We start from the raw sequence: 16,070 nt of genomic DNA on the forward strand, positions 1-16,070 counted from the left end.
GACGATCCGTCCGGAGTTGTCGACGGGTCAGCGACGCCGCATCCCGAACAGCAGCCCCTTGAGCGCACTCAGCACGGTGTCGGGGTTGTACAGAATGTCCTCGGCTATCGGGCGATAGACCGCGTATCCGAGGGCCGCGAGCTTCTGGTCGCGGCGGCGGTCCTTGCGGATGTCGGCCCAGCTGCTGTGGTGTGCGCGGCTGTCGCACTCGATGACGAGCCAGCCGTCGACGAGCAGGTCGACACGCCCCACGCCGCGGATCTCCACTTGCAGCTCTGGGCGGACGCCGAGGCCGCGGAGCATCAGCCGTACGAGCGTCTCTGGTCCGGATTCGGCGAAACCGTCGACGAGCCCACGCAGCCGACGATGCCGGCGCGGAAGCGCGTCGAACAGCTCGTCCAAGTCGTCCTTGTGGAGCAGCCCGAGGTGAAGGGCGGAGTCGATCGACGCGATCGTCGCCCGTGGGGATTGACAGCCCGCGGCCTGCACGAGCGCGTCGAAGACTCCGACGGTGGCGTGCTGGGGAGGCTGCTGGCGACGGACTTCGACCCAGTGCAGCCGTACTCCCGCGCCGCGTGCGGGCACGGGCAGCCGGCTGGCGCGGGCCGAGACCTGCACGTGGACGGCGCCGAGGCTGCCGAGCTGATCCGTCGCCCCGCCGTGCACGAACACGCCGGCGAGCTGAAGGGCCGAGACGCACGCGAGGCGTCCTCCGGCGCGTGCCGCCGTGGCGACGGAGGGCGCACAGTCCGCTCGGAGGAACACGCCCCGTCGAGCTTTCAGCAGCACGCCGTCGCGAACGAGGCGCCGCGCGTGACGGTCGCTCAAGCCGTGACCGGAGAGGTCGCAACGTCGCAGCAGGGTGTTCCGGGGCACATCGAGGTGCATCATGCCGACGATCGTCGGGGCGGCGCGGCGTGCCGGGCTCGCCGACAGCCGGATGTGGGGAGGGGGCGCGCTCAGTCAGCCCTGGGGAGGGGCGTCGACAACTCCGGAGAAACCGCCCGCCACCCGCCCGTTGCAGGCCCGAAACCCGGTTCTGTCCGGAGTTGTCGACGCCTCCCGGCCGCGCCCGCCCGCCGCCCGCCCGCCCCCCACCGGCCCGGCCCCCGCCCGCAACCCCCGCCGTGTCGGCCTCCTCCCGTGCGAGGATGACGCCATGGCGCGCACCCCCACTCACCTGCTGAGCCCCGCCGACCAGGAGCGGCGCCGCGGACTGCGCTTCATGAAGGGCGTCGCCCTCGGCGCACTGGTCTTCATGGCGATCGTGTTCGTCGTCGCCTTCGCCCTGCAGCAGCAGCTCCCCTGGCTCGCCTACGTGCGGGCGGCCGCCGAGGGCGGCATGGTCGGCGCCCTCGCGGACTGGTTCGCCGTGACGGCGCTCTTTCGCCACCCGCTCGGGATTCCCATCCCGCACACCGCGATCATCCCCCACCGCAAGGACGAGATCGGGCGCACTCTCGGCGAGTTCGTCGAGACCGAGTTCCTGCGCGGCGACGTCGTGCGCGCCAAGCTTGAGGCGACCGCCCTGTCGGCGCGGCTCGGCGAATGGCTCGCGCAGCCCGAGCACGCCGATCGCATCGCCGCCGAGGCGTCGGTCATGGCCTCCGGAGTCCTCAGCGCCCTGAGCGACGACGACGTGCAGCATGTCATCGAAGACCTCGCCCGCGAGCACCTCATCGCCCCGGAGTGGGCCCCGCCGCTCGGGGACTGGCTCTCGCGCATCGTCGAAGCCGATGCCCACCACGCCGCCGTCGACCTCGCCGCCGACAGCATCGCCGCGTGGCTCGAGAACAACCAGGACGCCTTCACCGGACTGCTCTCGCGCCGCCTGCCGAGCTGGTTGCCCTCGATCGCCCACCGCCTCATCGACGAGACCGCCTACCGTGAGGCGACGAAGTTCGTCGCGGCGGTTCGCGCCGACCCGCAGCACCCCGCACGCACGGCGATCGACGGCTACCTCGTCCGCCTCGCCGACAACCTGCGGCACGACCCCGTCACGATCGGCCGGTTCGAAGACGCCAAGGCCGCCGTGTTCGACAGCCCCCGCGTGCGCGAGCTCGCCGCGCAGGCATGGGGCACGGCGAAGGCAGGCCTGCTGCGCTCTCTCGCCGACGCCGACAGCCCGCTGCGGCGCCGGGCGACGGTGGCCATCGCCGAGATCGGCGAGCGCCTCACGACGGATGCCGCACTGCAGAACCGCGTCGACACGTGGGCGACCGACGCCGCCGTGTTCCTCGTCGACCGCTACCGGCACGACATCGCCTCGATCATCTCCGACACCGTCGAGAAGTGGGATGCCGCCGAGACGACGGAGAAGATCGAGCTCATGGTGGGCCGCGACCTGCAGTACATCCGCCTGAACGGCACCATCGTCGGCGCCCTGGCGGGTCTGGTGATCTTCACGATTGCCCATGCACTCCTGGGGTGACACGGCGTAATCTGAGCCCGTGGATGCCGACCAGCTCCTCTTCTCCTACGCGACGCTGCAGCGCCCAGACGTGCAGCTGAACACGTTGGGCAGGCCCGTCGAGAGCGAGCCCGACATCTTGCCGGGGCACCGGCTCGACTATGCCGAAGCACCCCACCCCCGCTCGTCGGATTCGCCGCCGCGGCCCATGCTGCGTCCGACCGGCAGCGAGCTCGACAAGGTCATCGGGCGGGCGATGTGGGTGACCGAGACAGAGCTCGACGCGTGCGACGAGTACGAGGCGGAGCTGTACCGGCGCGTCGAGGTCACGCTCGCGAGCGGCCGCGCGGCATGGGCTTACATCGCGAACCGACTGCACTAGCGTGTGGGCATGGCGCTCTCCCACGATCCCCTCTGGCCCCGCGCGGGCGACTGGCCGCCCGCCGCTGATGAGATGACGGATGCCGCGATCCTCGGCGTCCCCGCTCACGCCACGTCCTTGTCACCGACCGGAGCCGCCGCGACTCCGGCCGCCGTGCGAGAGGCGCTGCGGCGGTACAGCCCGACTCTGATGGGACCGCCGCCGGTCGATCTGACCGTGCTCGACGTCGTCGACGGCGGCGACATCGACGACCCCGACGGGCCCGGCGGCGAGGAGCGGACCGAGTCGCGCGTGCACGCCCTCGCGGAGCGTTCTCGCCGGGTCGTCGCCCTCGGCGGCGACAACTCGATCACGTATGCGGTGGCGCGCGGCGCCGGTGCGTCAGGGCTCATCACGTTCGACGCCCACTTCGATCTGCGCGACGGCGTCTCGAACGGCTCGCCCGTGCGCCGGCTCGTCGAGTCGGGGTTCGACGCCCGCCGCATCGTGCAGATCGGCATCGCGGACTTCGCGAACTCGATCGCCTACGCCCGTCGCGCCGCCGACCTCGGCATCACGGTCGTGACGCTCGACGACGTGCGCCGCCGCGGCCTCGCCGAGGTGGTGGCGCATGCGCTCGAGGTCGCGGGTGCCGAGGATGGCGGCATCCATCTCGATATCGACGTCGACGTGTGCGATCGCTCGGTCGCACCGGGGTGTCCCGCGTCGCTGCCGGGCGGCCTCGCCGCCTGGGAGCTGCGCGCTCTCGTGCGCGGCGTCGCGACCGACGGGCGAGTGCGCTCGGCCGACATCGTCGAGGTCGACGCGACGGGCGATGCCGACGATGCGCGCACCGTGCGCCTTGCAGCACTGTGCGTGCTCGAACTGCTCGCTGGACTCGCCGGGGTGTCGTCATGACGCACCTCGTGCTCGTGCGGCACGCCAAGTCGGACTGGAACTCTCCCGACCTCGACGACCATGACCGTCCGCTCAACGCGCGCGGTCTGCGGGATGCCCCGCTGATGGCGGCGCGGCTGGCGGCGACGGGCCTGCGGGTCGACGCGATCCTGTCGAGCACGGCGCTGCGCGCGTCCACGACGGCCGACTTCTTCAGCGGCGCGATGGGTGTGCCGGTCGAGGAGCAGGAGCGCCTCTACGGCGCCCCCGCCCCGGTGCTGCTGCGGGCGGCGGCCGAGTCGGGGGCCCGATCGGTCATCGTCGTCGCGCACGATCCGGGCATCAGCACGCTCGCGGGCGAGCTGTCCGGCGGCGGGATCGGGCACATGCCGACGTGCGCGGTCGCGACCTTCCGGTGGGACACCGACGACTGGGACATCGCGACGAGCATCGATCCCGAGGACTGGACCTGGAGCACGCCGCGCTCAGAGTAGGACGCCGTCCTTCCACACCGCACGTATGATCGGCACCCCGGGCCGGTAGGCCAGGTGCACCCGCGTGGGGGCGTCGAGCAGGGCGAGGTCGGCCCGCATTCCGGGAGCGATGACGCCGACGTCGGTGCGGCGCAGAGCCTGCGCGCCGCCCGCCGTCGCCGCCCAGACGGCTTCAGCCGGCGACATCCCCATCTCGCGCACGGCGAGCGCGATCATGAGCGGCATCGAGCTCGTGAAGCACGACCCCGGGTTGCAGTCGCTCGCGAGGGCCACCGTGACGCCGGCGTCGATGAGGCGGCGCGCGTCGGGGTACGGCTGCCGGGTCGAGAACTCGACGCCGGGCAGCAGCGTCGCGACGGTTCCGGATGCCGCGAGCGCCGCGACGTCCTCGTCGCTCAGGTACGTGCAGTGGTCGACCGAGGCTGCACCGGCGGCGACCGCGACGGCGACGCCTTCGCCGTGGCCGAGCTGGTTGCCGTGCACGCGGGGGGCGAGTCCGCGGTCCACGCCTGCCGCGAGAATCCGCCGTGCTTCGGCGGGCGTGAAGGCACCGCGCTCGCAGAAGACATCGATCCAGCGGCTGTGCGGCGCGCACGCGGCGAGCATCTCGCCGCAGACGAGGTCGACGTAGGCGTCGCGGTCGTCGGCGTATTCGGCGGGCACGACGTGCGCGCCGAGGAAGGTGACCTCATCGGTCACTTCGGCCGCGAGTCGGGCCAGGCGCTCCTCGTCGGCGACCGACAGCCCGTAGCCCGTCTTGACCTCGAACGTTGTCGTGCCCTGGCCGTGCAGCTCGTCGGCGAAGCCGGCGAGGCGCGCGCGCAGCTCGTCGTCGGTCGCGGCGCGGGTGGCGGCGACGGTCCGCCGTATACCGCCCGCGGCATACGGCACGCCCGTCATACGAGCCTCGAACTCGTCGGCGCGGTCGCCGCCGAAGACGAGGTGGGTGTGCGAGTCGACGAACCCGGGGAGGACTGCCCGTCCCCCGGCATCCACCACGTCGCCCCCGCCCGCCGACAGCGACGCCGCGGACGGGGCGTCGGCGGCGGAGCCGACCCAGGCGATGCCGCCGTCCTCGATCAGGACGGCCGCATCGCGCAGCGTGCCGCAGGGGTCACCGGCTTCCTCGACGTTCGTCGTCAGTTCGCAGATGTTCGTGATGAGGGTCGTCGTCACGGCAGTCGCCTTTCTTTCGGGCTCGCGGCCATCACAGCATGGGCACGTTCAGCCCGCGCTCGCGCGCGACCTCGACCGCCCGCTCGTATCCCGCGTCGACGTGGCGCATGACGCCCGTGCCGGGGTCGTTCACGAGCACACGGGCGAGCTTCTCGGCGGCGAGGGGCGTGCCGTCGGCGACGGTGACCTGCCCCGCGTGGATCGAGCGGCCGATGCCGACACCGCCACCGTGGTGGATCGACACCCACGATGCACCGGATGCCGTGTTGAGCAGGGCGTTGAGCAGCGGCCAGTCCGCGATCGCGTCCGACCCGTCGGCCATTGCCTCGGTCTCACGGTACGGCGAGGCGACCGAGCCCGCGTCGAGGTGATCGCGGCCGATCACGATGGGCGCCGACAGCTCGCCCGACGCGACCATCTCGTTGAACTTCAGCCCCGCGAGGTGGCGCTCCTGGTAGCCCAGCCAGCAGATCCGGGCCGGAAGCCCTTCGAAGTGCACGGTGTCGCCGGCCTTCTCGAGCCATCGCACGAGCCCCGCGTTGTCGGGGAAGAGCGCCTTGACGGCCTCGTCGGTCTTGCGGATGTCTTCGGGGTCTCCCGACAGCGCCACCCAGCGGAAGGGCCCGCGCCCTTCGGCGAACTGCGGGCGGATGTACGCCGGCACGAAGCCCGGAAACGCGAACGCGTTCTCGTACCCGCCGAGTTGCGCCTCGGCGCGGATCGAGTTGCCGTAGTCGAACACCTCGGCACCGGCATCCTGGAAGCCCACCATCGCTGCGACCTGCGCCGCCATCGACGCGCGGGCGCGCTCGGTGAACCCGGCCGGGTCGCGCTCGGCTTCGGCCCGCCACTGGTCCAGCGGCACGCCGACGGGCAGGTAGGCCAGCGGGTCGTGTGCGCTCGTCTGGTCCGTGACGATGTCGATCGGGATGCCGCGGTTCAGCAGCTCGGGGAACACCTCGGCGGCATTGCCCACGACGCCGACCGACCGTGCCTCGCCCGCCTCACGGGCAGCGAGGACGCGCGTGACCGCCGCGTCGAGATCCGTCGTGTACTCGTCGAGGTAGCCGTGCTCGACGCGGCGCGCGAGGCGTGACTCGTCGACGTCGACGATGAGCACGGCGCCGCCGTTGAGGGTGACGGCAAGAGGTTGCGCGCCTCCCATTCCGCCGCATCCGCCGGTCAGGGTGAGCGTGCCGGCGAGGTCGTCGCGGCCCAGTGACCGCGCGACGGCGGCGAAGGTCTCGTACGTGCCCTGCAGGATGCCCTGCGTGCCGATGTAGATCCACGACCCCGCCGTCATCTGCCCGTACATCGTCAGACCCAGCTCTTCGAGCTTGCGGAACTCGGGCCACGTCGCCCAATCCCCCACGAGGTTCGAGTTGGCGATCAGCACGCGCGGCGCCCAGTCGTGCGTGCGGAACACCCCGACGGGCTTGCCGGACTGCACGAGCAGCGTCTCGTCGGGCTCGAGTTCGTCGAGCGTGCGAACGATCGCGTCGTAGGCCTCCCACGAGCGGGCGGCGCGGCCCGTGCCGCCGTAGACCACGAGGTCTTCGGGGTGCTCGGCGACCTCGGCGTCGAGGTTGTTCATCAGCATTCGCTTGGCGGCTTCGGCGCCCCAGCTCTTCGCGGTGCGCTCGGGCCCGCGCGCGGCGCGGATGGTGCGGGTGTCAGTCATGGCGTGCTCCTCGGTCGGTGTGGTCGGAACAGGTGTTCTGGCTCAGGCGGGGCATCCTCACTCGGCGGCGTCCTGTCCGTGCGAGAGCGCCCGCTCAGAGTGAGGGGATGCGGCTTCGGCGACGGCGCCCGAGAGGACGAGCCCGGTCGCGGTCTCGATGTCGGGTGAGACGAAGGCGTCCGGCCCGGGCCCGGCGATGCCGGATGCGCGCAGCAGCGAGCGGACGGCACCCGTCGCGGGTGCGGGCTCGAGCGGCGCGCGCAGGTCGAGGGCCCGCGCCGCCGTGACGAGCTCGATCGCGAGCACCCGGGCGAGGCCGTCCACCGCGCGGCGCAGCTTGCGCGCTGCGGCCCACCCCATCGAGACGTGGTCCTCCTGCATCGCCGAGGACGGGATCGAGTCGACCGATGCCGGCACCGCGAGCCGCTTGAGCTCGGACACGATCCCCGCCGCGGCGTACTGCGCGATCATGAGCCCGGAGTCGACGCCGACCTCGTGCGCGAGGAACGGCGGCAGGCCGTTGCTGCGGGCGGGATCGAGCGCACGGTCGGTCCGCCGCTCCGAGATCGAGGCCACGTCGGCGGCGGCGATCGCGAGGAAGTCCAGGACGTACGCGACCGGGGCGCCATGGAAGTTGCCGTTCGACTCGAGGCGCCCGTCGAGCGTCAAGACGGGGTTGTCGACGGTCGAAGCGAGTTCGCGCGACGCGATCAACGCGGCGTGGTCGAGCGTGTCGCGCGCCGCGCCGTGCACCTGCGGCGAGCAGCGCAGCGAGTAGGCGTCCTGCACACGGGTGCACACGGCCGGGTCGCGGTGCGACGCGACGATCGACGAGCCCGCGAGGTGGGCGCGCAGGTTCGCAGCCGACACGGCCTGGCCGTGCTGCGGCCGCAGTGTCATGAGGTCGGCCGCGAAGACGGCATCGGTCCCCAGCTGACTCTCGACGGACATCGCTGCGGCGAGGTCGGCCGTGTCGAGCAGCGTCCCGAGGTCGTGCAGGGCGAGCAGCAGCATCCCGAGCATCCCGTCGGTGCCGTTGATGAGGGCGAGGCCCTCTTTCTCCTGCAGTTCGAGCGGAGTGATCCCCGCCGCCGCGAGGGCTTCGGTGGCAGGCACGATCTCGGAGTCGGCCGCGCCGCTGCCGGCCACCCGCACGTCTCCCTCTCCCATCGCGGCGAGCGCGACGTGCGACAGCGGCGCGAGGTCGCCCGAGCAGCCGAGCGAGCCGTACTCCCGCACGATCGGCGTGATGCCCGCGTTGAGCATGGCGGCGTACGTCTCGACGACGATCGGCCGCACGCCCGTGCGCGCCGATGCGAGCGTCTGCAGCCGCAGCAGCTGAAGTGCACGCACGACCTCGGTCTCGATCTCGGCGCCCGTTCCCGCCGCGTGCGAGCGGATGAGGCTCGCCTGCAGCTGGCGCCGGCGCTCGGGGGCGATGAACGTCGTCGCGAGTGCACCGAAGCCCGTCGAGACGCCGTAGTGCGGCTCGGGATCGTCCGCGAGTCCTTCGATGAGGGCGCGGGATGCCGCCGCCCGCTCCATCGCGGCGGTGTCGAGGTCGACGCGGGCACCGTAGCGCGCGACGGCGACGACGTCTTCGGGCAGGAGGGGCGCAGCGCCCACGACCACAACAGAACTCATGGCTTGATTCCACACCCCGTCCCTCGCAGGCAACGGTGGCGTATGCCAAGCTGTGTCTGTCATGCCAGACAAACCCGTGCCCCGAGGCCCCCGGCCCCAGGTGCCCGCCGCCGATCAGACGCTGCGGATCCTCGCGCACCTCACGAAGCAGCGCGGTCCCGTGCCTGCCCAGACGATCGCGACGGCGCTCGACCTGCCCCGCTCTACGGTGTACCACCTGCTCGCGACCCTGCAGGAGCACGCCTTCGTCGTGCACCTGCCCGAAGAGCGGCGGTGGGGGCTCGGGATCGCGGCGTTCGAACTCGCCGGAGGCTATGCGCGCCAGGAGCCGCTCGCCCGGGTGGGCCGCCCTGTGCTCGCCGACCTCGTCGATCGCGTCGGTGAGAGCGCGCATCTCGCCGTCATGCACGGCCGCGACGTGCTGTACATCGTCGAGGAGCGCGCTCCCCGGCGCCCCGCCCTCGTGACCGACGTCGGTGTGCGGCTGCCCGCGCACCTGACCGCGACGGGCCGCGCGATGCTCGCGGCACTCCCCCGCGAGCAGGTGCGAGCCCTGTATCCGGATGCCGCGGCCTTCGCCGACCGCACGGGCCGGGGCCCCCATCGACCGCGCGAGCTGCGCGACGTGCTGCGCGAAGCGCGCGAGCGCGGGTGGGCGACCGAGGACGGCGAGGTCACCCTCGGTCTGCAGTCCATCGGCGTCGTCGTGCGCGACCACGCCGGGTGGCCCGCGGCCGCGATCGCCGTGACGTGGCCGGCCGACGGAACGGCTCCCGACCCGGCTCACGCCGCCAACGCGGCGCGCGAGATGGAGCGACGGATCGGGCGCGTCGGATAGCGCGGACACGCATGTCGTGCAGCCCCTTGGGGGTCCTCGGCGGTCATGCATAGCGTCGAAGCATGACGCCCGAAGAGACCCCAGACCAGACCGGACTCCTCGATGCGACCGGCACGATCGACGAGTTCGGCCAGGTCGAGCGCGAAGAAGATGCCACCCCGCTCGTCGACGAGATCGCCGCGCGGGTGCTGCGCAGCGGCGGCCGAGTGCGCGCCGCGCCGCGCCGCGATCTGGTCGACGGCTCTCCCGTCGCGGCGACGCTGCGCTTCGCCGTCGCGGCCACCCGCAGCTGATTCCGGTGACCGCCCGGCCGAATCGCGCCGGGCGGTCACCGCATTCGCGGGGTGGAGCCCCTAGTCGACCTTCGCGACCCGTCCGCCCGTCAGGGCGACGAGCTCGTCATAGGTCAGGGGGAAGACCGTGTGCGGCGTGCCGCCCGCGGCCCAGATCTGGGGGAACGCCGCGAGATCTTCGTCGACGATCGTCGTGAGGGGGGCCGGGTGCCCGGTCGGTGCGACGCCGCCGATCGCCTGCCCCGTCGCATCCCGCACCTGCTGCGCTGTCGCCCGCACGATGCTGCCGCGACCCAGCCGTTCGGCGAGAGCCGCGGTGTCGACACGGTGCGCGCCACTCGTCATGACGAGGAGGGGCTCGTCGTCCGACCAGAACACGAGGCTGTTGGCGATCGCGCCGACCTCCACTCCCAGGGCCGCGGCGGCGAGCGCGGCGGTCGAGGCGGCGTCAGGAAGAACCACGATCTCGCCCTCGACGCCCGCGGCGCGGAGGGCATCGTGGACCATTCGGCTTCGGGGGTGCAGGTGCTCGGTCACCGCCCCAGCCTAGAGGCCACCGCACGCACAGTGCCCACCCCGCTGACACCCGGTGCCCGCCGCGCTTGTCGATGTGCTGAACTCGCCGCGCCTCGGTTGAACGATCCGCACATCGGTGGTCCAATGGTGACGGATGCCGCACAGCCGCGGCACTCACCAGCGCACTGCCCATAAGGCCCGCCGAAAGAAGATCGCGATGACGCACACTCTGCCCCTGCCCGATTTCACTCACGAGCGCGTGGAGGTGACCACGGGGCGACGCAGCGGGCTGTTCATCGCCGTCGCACTGCACTCCTCTGTGCTCGGCTCGGCGCTGGGCGGCGCACGCCTGTGGACCTACCCGCACTGGAGCGACGCCCTGGGCGACGCGCTTCGGCTGTCGGCCGCCATGACGCTCAAGAACGCCGCAGCCGGGCTCGACTCGGGCGGCGGCAAGTCGGTCATCGCTCTGCCCGAGGGGGTCATCCTCGACGAGGAACGTCGCCGCGCGGCATTCCTCGATCTCGGCGACGCCGTCGAGCTGATGGACGGCCTCTACCGCACGGCGGAAGACGTCGGCTCGACGACCGAGGACATGCTCGTCGTCAGCGAGCGCACGGCGCACGTCGTGGGCCTCCCTGAAGCCGGGGGCGGCTCGGGCGAGCCCGCCGGCCCCACGAGCCTGGGCGTCTACGAGTCGCTGCGCGCGACACTCGAGCGCGTGACGGGCACCGCCGACGTCGCTGGCCGCCGCATCACGATCTCGGGCCTCGGCCAGGTCGGCAGCCGCCTCGCGGTGCGCCTCGCCGCCGAGGGCGCGATGCTGACCGTGACCGACGTGAACCCCGCCAAGCAGAACCTCGCCGGCGAGCTCGGCGCGCACTGGGCCACCCCGGGCGAAGAGCACCTCATCACCTCCGACGTCTTCGTGCCGGCCGGCATCGGCGGCCTCCTCACCGATGCGGTCATCGACGCGCTCGACACGAAGGCCGTCTGCGGCCCCGCCAACAACCCCCTCGCACGTCGCGAAGGCGCCGACCGGCTCGCCGCGCGCGGCATCCTGTACGCGCCGGACTTCGTCGTCAACGCGGGCGGTGTGATCTACCTCGACCTCGAGGCCAAGCAGATGGGCACGCGCACCGAGATCATGGACCGCGTCTCGGCGATCGGCGACACGGTGCGCCGCATCTTCGACGAGGCCGAGTCGCGCGGGGTCACCCCGCTCGCCGCCGCGGAGGCCCTCGCCGCCGAACGGCTCGCCGCCGGTCGCACCGCGTTCGTCAACACCGCTTCGTAGTCGGGCTGCGCCCCCTGTCAGCGACGCCCGCGCGTCACTGACAGGGGGCGTTCCCCTTCTGTGGGGGTGGGCCGCGGAACGCGCACGCTTCGCCCCGCCGAGTTGTTTTCGGTCCACCGAAGTTCTAAGTTTTCGGTATGCCGAAATGTGCCCGCGCGATCGCCGTCCCCGCCGCCGCGGTGCTCGTCGCGCTCACCGGCTGTGCGTCGACGGTCGACCTGAGCGATGACCGTCCGGTCGCCCTCGCGACGTTCACCGTGCTCGCCGACATCGCGCAGAACGTCGCGGGCGACCACATCCGCGTCGAGTCGATCACGAAGCCGGGCGCCGAGGTGCACGGCTACGAGCCGACGCCGCGCGATGTGGCCAAGGCATCCGAGGCCGATCTCATCCTCGACAACGGGCTGAACCTCGAGGCGTGGTTCGAGCGGTTCGTCGAGTCCGCAGACGCCCCCCACCTCGTCGTGAGCGACGGGGTGGACACGATCGACATCACCGACGACGCCTACGCCGGCATGCCGAATCCGCACGCGTGGATGAGCCCGCTCAACGCCCAGATGTACGTCGACGCGATCGTGCCGGCTTTCTCCGAGCTCGCCCCCGAGCACGCCGAGGCCTTCGCGGCGAACGGCGAGGCCTATAAGGCCGAACTGCAGGCGGTGCACGACGAGCTCATCGACGCGCTCGGCGAGCTTCCCGACGCGCACCGATCGCTCGTCACGTGCGAAGGGGCGTTCTCGTACCTCGCGCGCGACGCAGACCTGACCGAGCAATACATCTGGCCCGTCAACGCCGAGCAGCAGGCCACTCCGCAGCAGATCGCCGCGACGATCGAGTTCGTCCGCGACAACGACGTTCCCGCCGTCTTCTGCGAGTCGACTGTGTCGGATGCACCGATGCAGAGGGTCGTCGAGGCGACCGATGCCGCGTTTGGCGGAACCCTCTACGTCGACTCCCTGTCCGAGCCCGACGGCCCCGTGCCGACCTACCTCGATCTGCTGCGCCACGACACCCGCACGATCATCGACGGGCTCACAGGCGGCCGGTCATGACGATCGACGTGCAGGACGTCACCGTGCGGTACGGCGACGTGCCGGCCCTCGAGGACGTCTCGCTCGTGATCCGGCCCGGGCTCGTCACGGGCCTCATCGGCACGAACGGCTCGGGCAAGTCCACCCTGTTCAAGACGATCACGGGGATGCTGCGCCCCGACCGTGGACGCGTGCTTCTGGACGGTGCCGATCCTGCCGTCATCCGGCGCCGGGGCGGTCTGGGCTACGTGCCGCAGGCCGAAGACATCGACCCGACCTTCCCCGTCTCGGTGCGCGAGGTCGTCATGATGGGCCGCTACCGCGATATGGGCCTCACCCGGCGACCGCGCGCCGCCGATCGCACCGCCGTCGACGCTGCGCTGGCGCGCGTCGAGCTCACCGACCTCGCCGATCGTCAGATCGGACGCCTGTCGGGCGGGCAGCGCAAGCGGGCGTTCGTCGCCCGCGGGATCGCTCAGGATGCCGACATCCTGCTGCTGGACGAGCCCTTCGCGGGTGTGGACCGGCGATCCGAGGCGCTCATCGTGCGACTGCTCACGGACCTCGCCCGCGAGGGTCGCACGGTGCTCGTCTCGACGCATGACCTCGCCGGGCTCGCGCGGCTCGCCGAGGAGGCGATCCTGCTGCAGCGGCGCGTGCTCGCGCACGGTCCGGTCGCCGACGTGCTCACTCCCCGCAACCTCGCCCTCGCATTCGGCACCAACATCGAGGAGCAGCCGTGATCGATCTGCTCCTCGAACCGCTGCAGTACGACTTCATGGTGCGCGCGCTCGTCACGACCGTGATCGCCGCCGTCGTCTGCGGGCTGTTGTCGTGCTGGCTCGTGCTCGTCGGCTGGTCGCTCATGGGCGACGCGGTCTCGCACGCCGTGCTGCCGGGGGTCGTGATCGCCTACGTCGTCGGAGCGCCGTTCGCGATCGGCGCTCTCGTCTTCGGCTTCCTCGCCGTCGGACTCATCGGCGCGATCCGCGGCACGACCAGAGTGAAAGAGGATGCCGCGATCGGCATCGTCTTCACGACGCTGTTCGCCCTCGGACTCGTGCTGATCTCGGTCACGCCCAGCCAGACCGACCTCAACCACATCATCTTCGGCAACATCCTCGGGGTGAGCACGGCCGACCTGATCCAGATCGGGATCCTCGCCGCCGTCGCCCTCGTGATCCTGCTCGTCAAGCGCCGCGACCTCACCCTCTACGCCTTCGACGCGACGCACGCGTTCGCGATCGGCCTGAACCCGCGACTGCTCGGAGCGCTGCTGCTGGGCCTCATCGCGCTCACCTCGGTCGTCGCCCTGCAGGTCGTCGGCGTCATCCTCGTCGTGGCGATGCTCATCATCCCGGGTGCGACGGCGTATCTGCTCACCGACCGCTTCAGCCGGATGCTGCTGCTCGCACCCCTGCTCTCGGCGGCGAGCGCCGTCGTCGGCATCTACCTGAGCTACTGGGTGGATGCCGCGTCCGGCGGCCTCGTCGTGCTCGTGCAGGGCGTCGTCTTCGGCCTCGTCTGGGTGTTCAGCCCGCGGCACGGCCTGCTCGGTCGGCGGCGCTCCGCGCGCCGGCGCCCGGCCCGCGGCATCCTCACTCCCCCGGCAGCGCGCTGACCAACGAAAGAAGGCACCCACGGGGGGTGCCTTCTCGAGTGTGGTGGACCTGAGGGGATTCGAACCCCTGACCTCTTCATTGCGAACGAAGCGCGCTACCAACTGCGCCACAGGCCCGTAAACCTCAGCAAGATTATCACGCTGAGAAGTCGCGGACGAACGCGCTACTGACCGGATGCGCGACGCGTGAGCAGGTCGCGCACGTGCGCTTCGATCTCGGCGTCGTCGACGTACCCCATGCGGGAGTACTCCGCGGATGCCGCGCGCTGCGGTCGCGCCGACTCGATCGACGTCGGGCGCTGCGCGGCGGCGCGCTGACGGATCGCCTCGTCGACGGCGGCCAGGCGCAGGGCCTCACGCGCGTCTTCGCCGTCGAGCACGGCCGCGGCGCGGGAGCCGGCCGATGCGGTCAGCGGACGCGGAAGCTCACGCGGCGCCCACTCGCGGCGGGTCCGCTCGAGCTCGACGTCCTGCATGTCTAGGGCGACGCGCTCCCGAGCGACGTGGGCGGCACGGGTCACGGCGCGTGCGCCGACACGCGCCATGCGCTGCAGCACGAGCACGGCGATGAGGGTCGCGGCGAGCCCCACCCACAGAAGCAGCTGTGCGCCTGTCGCGATGACGGCCCAGGCGCCCCACCCGGCGACGCCGAGCCCGGCCAGGCCGAGCATCATGGCGCTCAGCCGCACACCGCGGCGCGCGCGGGCGCGACGGGCTTCGGGACTGAGCCTCGCGGCGACGCGCTCGTCACGGGCACGCTCGAGTTCGATGCGCGCGTGTTCGAGGGCCGCCTGCTCGCGCTCGGCGAGAGCGCGGCGAGCGAGCTTCTGCTGCGCCATAGCGGTGCGGGCCGTGAGCTCGAGACGAACCTCTTCGGGTGTCTCGCTCGTCTCGGCGAGCACGCGGAGGGCCTGGTTGAGGCGTACGGCATTGCGCTCGGCGGCGTCGTACTGCCGCCGGCTGTGCCAGCTCGGCAACAGGTAGACGAGCCACAGCAGCGCCGCGACCAACACGATCACGCCGCCGCCCAACACCTGCCCACCCATGCCGTCCACGGTAAGCGACGCGGGCCGTGCGCCCCCGCATCCCCCCGCGTGTCTTCCCAACCCCGGCACGGCGAACCTGCCACGCCGAGGCCGAGGCCGCCGCCGAGGCGACAGAGGTGCGGCGACGCGGGTCAGGCGTGCAGGCGGTCGGCCGGGGGCACGGTCGCCGCGTCGGCGGGGGCGCGACCCGAGACCCAGCGGCGCAGCACGCCCTCGGGCACGTCCTCGCGCACGAGGGCGAAGGCGTAGTGATCCCGCCAGTCGCCGTTGATGTGGATGTACCGGCGACGCAGACCCTCGTACCGGAAGCCCAGCTTCTCGACGACGCGCAGGCTCGCGACGTTCTCAGGGCGGATGCAGATCTCCATGCGGTGCAGCCGCAGGTCGGTGAAGCACACGTCGGTCGCCAGCGCCACTGACGTCGGCGTGATGTTGAGGCCGGCGAACCGCTCGCTCACCCAGTAGCCGATCGTCGCGGTCGCGAGCGAGCCGCGCGCGATCCCCCACACGTTGAGCTGTCCGGCGATCTCACCGTCGTACTCCATGACGAAGGGCACCCCGGAGCCGTCGCGATACTGCTGCAGCAGCCGGCGGACGCCCAGACGCATGTCGAACGACACGGCGCCATCGGGGTTCGTGGCTTCCCACGGGCGCAACCACGAGCGGTTGCTGAGCAGTTCGTTCTGCAGCGTGCGAGCGTCGCGCTGACGCACAAGTCGCACAGAGATCGGCCCGTGTGCTCGCGGAGTCGTGAGATCCATCCGA

General features: G+C 71.8%; 17 protein-coding genes and 1 tRNA gene. 10 read left to right on the plus strand and 8 right to left on the minus strand.

Translation table 11 applies throughout. The annotated features are described in order from the left end of the window. Positions 1-27 precede the first annotated feature (27 nt). On the minus strand, positions 28-891 hold the full coding sequence (locus AC25Y0_RS10520) for a DUF559 domain-containing protein (protein WP_488134617.1): 864 nt from the start codon (positions 889-891) through the stop codon (positions 28-30). A 268-nt stretch (positions 892-1,159) separates the two neighbouring features. On the opposite strand from AC25Y0_RS10520, the gene AC25Y0_RS10525 reads away from it, so the two are divergent. Genes AC25Y0_RS10525 through AC25Y0_RS10540 form a run of 4 tightly spaced genes read left to right on the plus strand, consistent with a single transcriptional unit; the run spans position 1,160 to position 4,162 of the window. After that, the gene (locus AC25Y0_RS10525; RefSeq protein ID WP_488134618.1) at positions 1,160-2,431 is read left to right on the plus strand and encodes a DUF445 domain-containing protein; all 1,272 of its coding nucleotides are present in this window, start codon (positions 1,160-1,162) and stop codon (positions 2,429-2,431) included. A 19-nt stretch (positions 2,432-2,450) separates the two neighbouring features. Further along, positions 2,451-2,792: a gamma-glutamylcyclotransferase family protein gene (locus AC25Y0_RS10530; protein ID WP_488124159.1), complete on the plus strand. Its 342-nt coding sequence runs from the start codon at positions 2,451-2,453 to the stop codon at positions 2,790-2,792. Positions 2,793-2,801: 9 nt separating this feature from the next. Beyond that, positions 2,802-3,689, plus strand: a complete 888-nt coding sequence (locus AC25Y0_RS10535; protein ID WP_488134619.1) for an arginase family protein — start codon at positions 2,802-2,804, stop codon at positions 3,687-3,689. Further along, positions 3,686-4,162, plus strand: a complete 477-nt coding sequence (locus tag AC25Y0_RS10540; protein ID WP_488124157.1) for a SixA phosphatase family protein — start codon at positions 3,686-3,688, stop codon at positions 4,160-4,162. Before AC25Y0_RS10535 ends, AC25Y0_RS10540 begins: the two co-directional genes overlap by 4 nt. Here the strand turns inward: AC25Y0_RS10540 and hutI are convergent. Genes hutI through hutH form a run of 3 tightly spaced genes read right to left on the minus strand, consistent with a single transcriptional unit; the run spans position 4,154 to position 8,663 of the window. Beyond that, entirely contained in the window at positions 4,154-5,338 is a 1,185-nt protein-coding gene (gene hutI, locus AC25Y0_RS10545) for an imidazolonepropionase (protein WP_488134620.1), read from the minus strand. The two genes, AC25Y0_RS10540 and hutI, sit on opposite strands and share 9 nt — an antisense overlap. Positions 5,339-5,369: 31 nt before the next feature. Then, positions 5,370-7,019 (minus strand): urocanate hydratase, encoded by a 1,650-nt coding sequence (hutU, locus tag AC25Y0_RS10550; protein WP_488124155.1) that lies wholly within the window; start codon positions 7,017-7,019, stop codon positions 5,370-5,372. Between the two features lie 57 nt (positions 7,020-7,076). Beyond that, entirely contained in the window at positions 7,077-8,663 is a 1,587-nt protein-coding gene (gene hutH, locus AC25Y0_RS10555; RefSeq protein ID WP_488134621.1) for a histidine ammonia-lyase, read from the minus strand. A 61-nt stretch (positions 8,664-8,724) separates the two neighbouring features. Between hutH and AC25Y0_RS10560 the strand changes: the two genes are divergently transcribed. Beyond that, positions 8,725-9,501: an IclR family transcriptional regulator gene (locus AC25Y0_RS10560; RefSeq protein WP_488124153.1), complete on the plus strand. Its 777-nt coding sequence runs from the start codon at positions 8,725-8,727 to the stop codon at positions 9,499-9,501. A 62-nt stretch (positions 9,502-9,563) separates the two neighbouring features. Beyond that, the gene (locus tag AC25Y0_RS10565) at positions 9,564-9,794 is read left to right on the plus strand and encodes a hypothetical protein (RefSeq protein ID WP_488134622.1); all 231 of its coding nucleotides are present in this window, start codon (positions 9,564-9,566) and stop codon (positions 9,792-9,794) included. A gap of 60 nt (positions 9,795-9,854) precedes the next feature. On the opposite strand, the gene AC25Y0_RS10570 is transcribed toward AC25Y0_RS10565, so the two are convergent. Further along, the gene (locus AC25Y0_RS10570; RefSeq protein ID WP_488134623.1) at positions 9,855-10,331 is read right to left on the minus strand and encodes a YbaK/EbsC family protein; all 477 of its coding nucleotides are present in this window, start codon (positions 10,329-10,331) and stop codon (positions 9,855-9,857) included. Between the two features lie 196 nt (positions 10,332-10,527). On the opposite strand from AC25Y0_RS10570, the gene AC25Y0_RS10575 reads away from it, so the two are divergent. The 4 genes from AC25Y0_RS10575 (at position 10,528) to AC25Y0_RS10590 (ending at position 14,259) form a co-directional block, all read left to right on the plus strand. Then, positions 10,528-11,607 carry a Glu/Leu/Phe/Val dehydrogenase family protein gene (locus AC25Y0_RS10575; RefSeq protein WP_488134624.1) on the plus strand — a complete coding sequence of 360 codons (1,080 nt, stop codon included), beginning with the start codon at positions 10,528-10,530 and terminating at the stop codon, positions 11,605-11,607. A gap of 137 nt (positions 11,608-11,744) precedes the next feature. After that, the gene (locus tag AC25Y0_RS10580; RefSeq protein ID WP_488124149.1) at positions 11,745-12,659 is read left to right on the plus strand and encodes a metal ABC transporter substrate-binding protein; all 915 of its coding nucleotides are present in this window, start codon (positions 11,745-11,747) and stop codon (positions 12,657-12,659) included. Beyond that, a complete protein-coding gene (locus AC25Y0_RS10585) occupies positions 12,656-13,381 on the plus strand; it encodes a metal ABC transporter ATP-binding protein (RefSeq protein ID WP_488134625.1) in 726 nt (241 codons plus the stop codon). Before AC25Y0_RS10580 ends, AC25Y0_RS10585 begins: the two co-directional genes overlap by 4 nt. Before the next feature lie 35 nt (positions 13,382-13,416). Beyond that, entirely contained in the window at positions 13,417-14,259 is an 843-nt protein-coding gene (locus AC25Y0_RS10590; RefSeq protein WP_488134648.1) for a metal ABC transporter permease, read from the plus strand. Positions 14,260-14,300: 41 nt separating this feature from the next. On the opposite strand, the gene AC25Y0_RS10595 is transcribed toward AC25Y0_RS10590, so the two are convergent. From AC25Y0_RS10595 to AC25Y0_RS10605, 3 genes are all read right to left on the minus strand, one after another. Continuing rightward, positions 14,301-14,376 (minus strand) — tRNA-Ala (locus AC25Y0_RS10595). A 47-nt stretch (positions 14,377-14,423) separates the two neighbouring features. Beyond that, positions 14,424-15,305 (minus strand): large exoprotein, encoded by an 882-nt coding sequence (locus AC25Y0_RS10600; protein ID WP_488124147.1) that lies wholly within the window; start codon positions 15,303-15,305, stop codon positions 14,424-14,426. 131 nt (positions 15,306-15,436) lie between these two features. Then, positions 15,437-16,066: a GNAT family N-acetyltransferase gene (locus tag AC25Y0_RS10605; RefSeq protein WP_488124146.1), complete on the minus strand. Its 630-nt coding sequence runs from the start codon at positions 16,064-16,066 to the stop codon at positions 15,437-15,439. Positions 16,067-16,070: the final 4 nt, after the last annotated feature.

The sequence above is a fragment of the Microbacterium sp. Y547 genome (genome assembly GCF_057669785.1).

What these genes read in the sequence shown, in the direction of transcription:
- AC25Y0_RS10520 (WP_488134617.1), bottom strand. Translation starts at nt 891, where the DNA reads ATGATGCACCTCGATGTGCCCCGGAACACCCTGCTGCGACGTTGCGAC.
- AC25Y0_RS10525 (WP_488134618.1), top strand. Translation starts at nt 1,160, where the DNA reads ATGGCGCGCACCCCCACTCACCTGCTGAGCCCCGCCGACCAGGAGCGG.
- AC25Y0_RS10535 (WP_488134619.1), top strand. Translation starts at nt 2,802, where the DNA reads ATGGCGCTCTCCCACGATCCCCTCTGGCCCCGCGCGGGCGACTGGCCG.
- AC25Y0_RS10540 (WP_488124157.1), top strand. Translation starts at nt 3,686, where the DNA reads ATGACGCACCTCGTGCTCGTGCGGCACGCCAAGTCGGACTGGAACTCT.
- hutU (WP_488124155.1), bottom strand. Translation starts at nt 7,019, where the DNA reads ATGACTGACACCCGCACCATCCGCGCCGCGCGCGGGCCCGAGCGCACC.
- hutH (WP_488134621.1), bottom strand. Translation starts at nt 8,663, where the DNA reads ATGAGTTCTGTTGTGGTCGTGGGCGCTGCGCCCCTCCTGCCCGAAGAC.
- AC25Y0_RS10560 (WP_488124153.1), top strand. Translation starts at nt 8,725, where the DNA reads ATGCCAGACAAACCCGTGCCCCGAGGCCCCCGGCCCCAGGTGCCCGCC.
- AC25Y0_RS10565 (WP_488134622.1), top strand. Translation starts at nt 9,564, where the DNA reads ATGACGCCCGAAGAGACCCCAGACCAGACCGGACTCCTCGATGCGACC.
- AC25Y0_RS10575 (WP_488134624.1), top strand. Translation starts at nt 10,528, where the DNA reads ATGACGCACACTCTGCCCCTGCCCGATTTCACTCACGAGCGCGTGGAG.
- AC25Y0_RS10580 (WP_488124149.1), top strand. Translation starts at nt 11,745, where the DNA reads ATGCCGAAATGTGCCCGCGCGATCGCCGTCCCCGCCGCCGCGGTGCTC.
- AC25Y0_RS10585 (WP_488134625.1), top strand. Translation starts at nt 12,656, where the DNA reads ATGACGATCGACGTGCAGGACGTCACCGTGCGGTACGGCGACGTGCCG.
- AC25Y0_RS10590 (WP_488134648.1), top strand. Translation starts at nt 13,417, where the DNA reads ATGGTGCGCGCGCTCGTCACGACCGTGATCGCCGCCGTCGTCTGCGGG.
- AC25Y0_RS10600 (WP_488124147.1), bottom strand. Translation starts at nt 15,305, where the DNA reads ATGGGTGGGCAGGTGTTGGGCGGCGGCGTGATCGTGTTGGTCGCGGCG.
- AC25Y0_RS10605 (WP_488124146.1), bottom strand. Translation starts at nt 16,066, where the DNA reads ATGGATCTCACGACTCCGCGAGCACACGGGCCGATCTCTGTGCGACTT.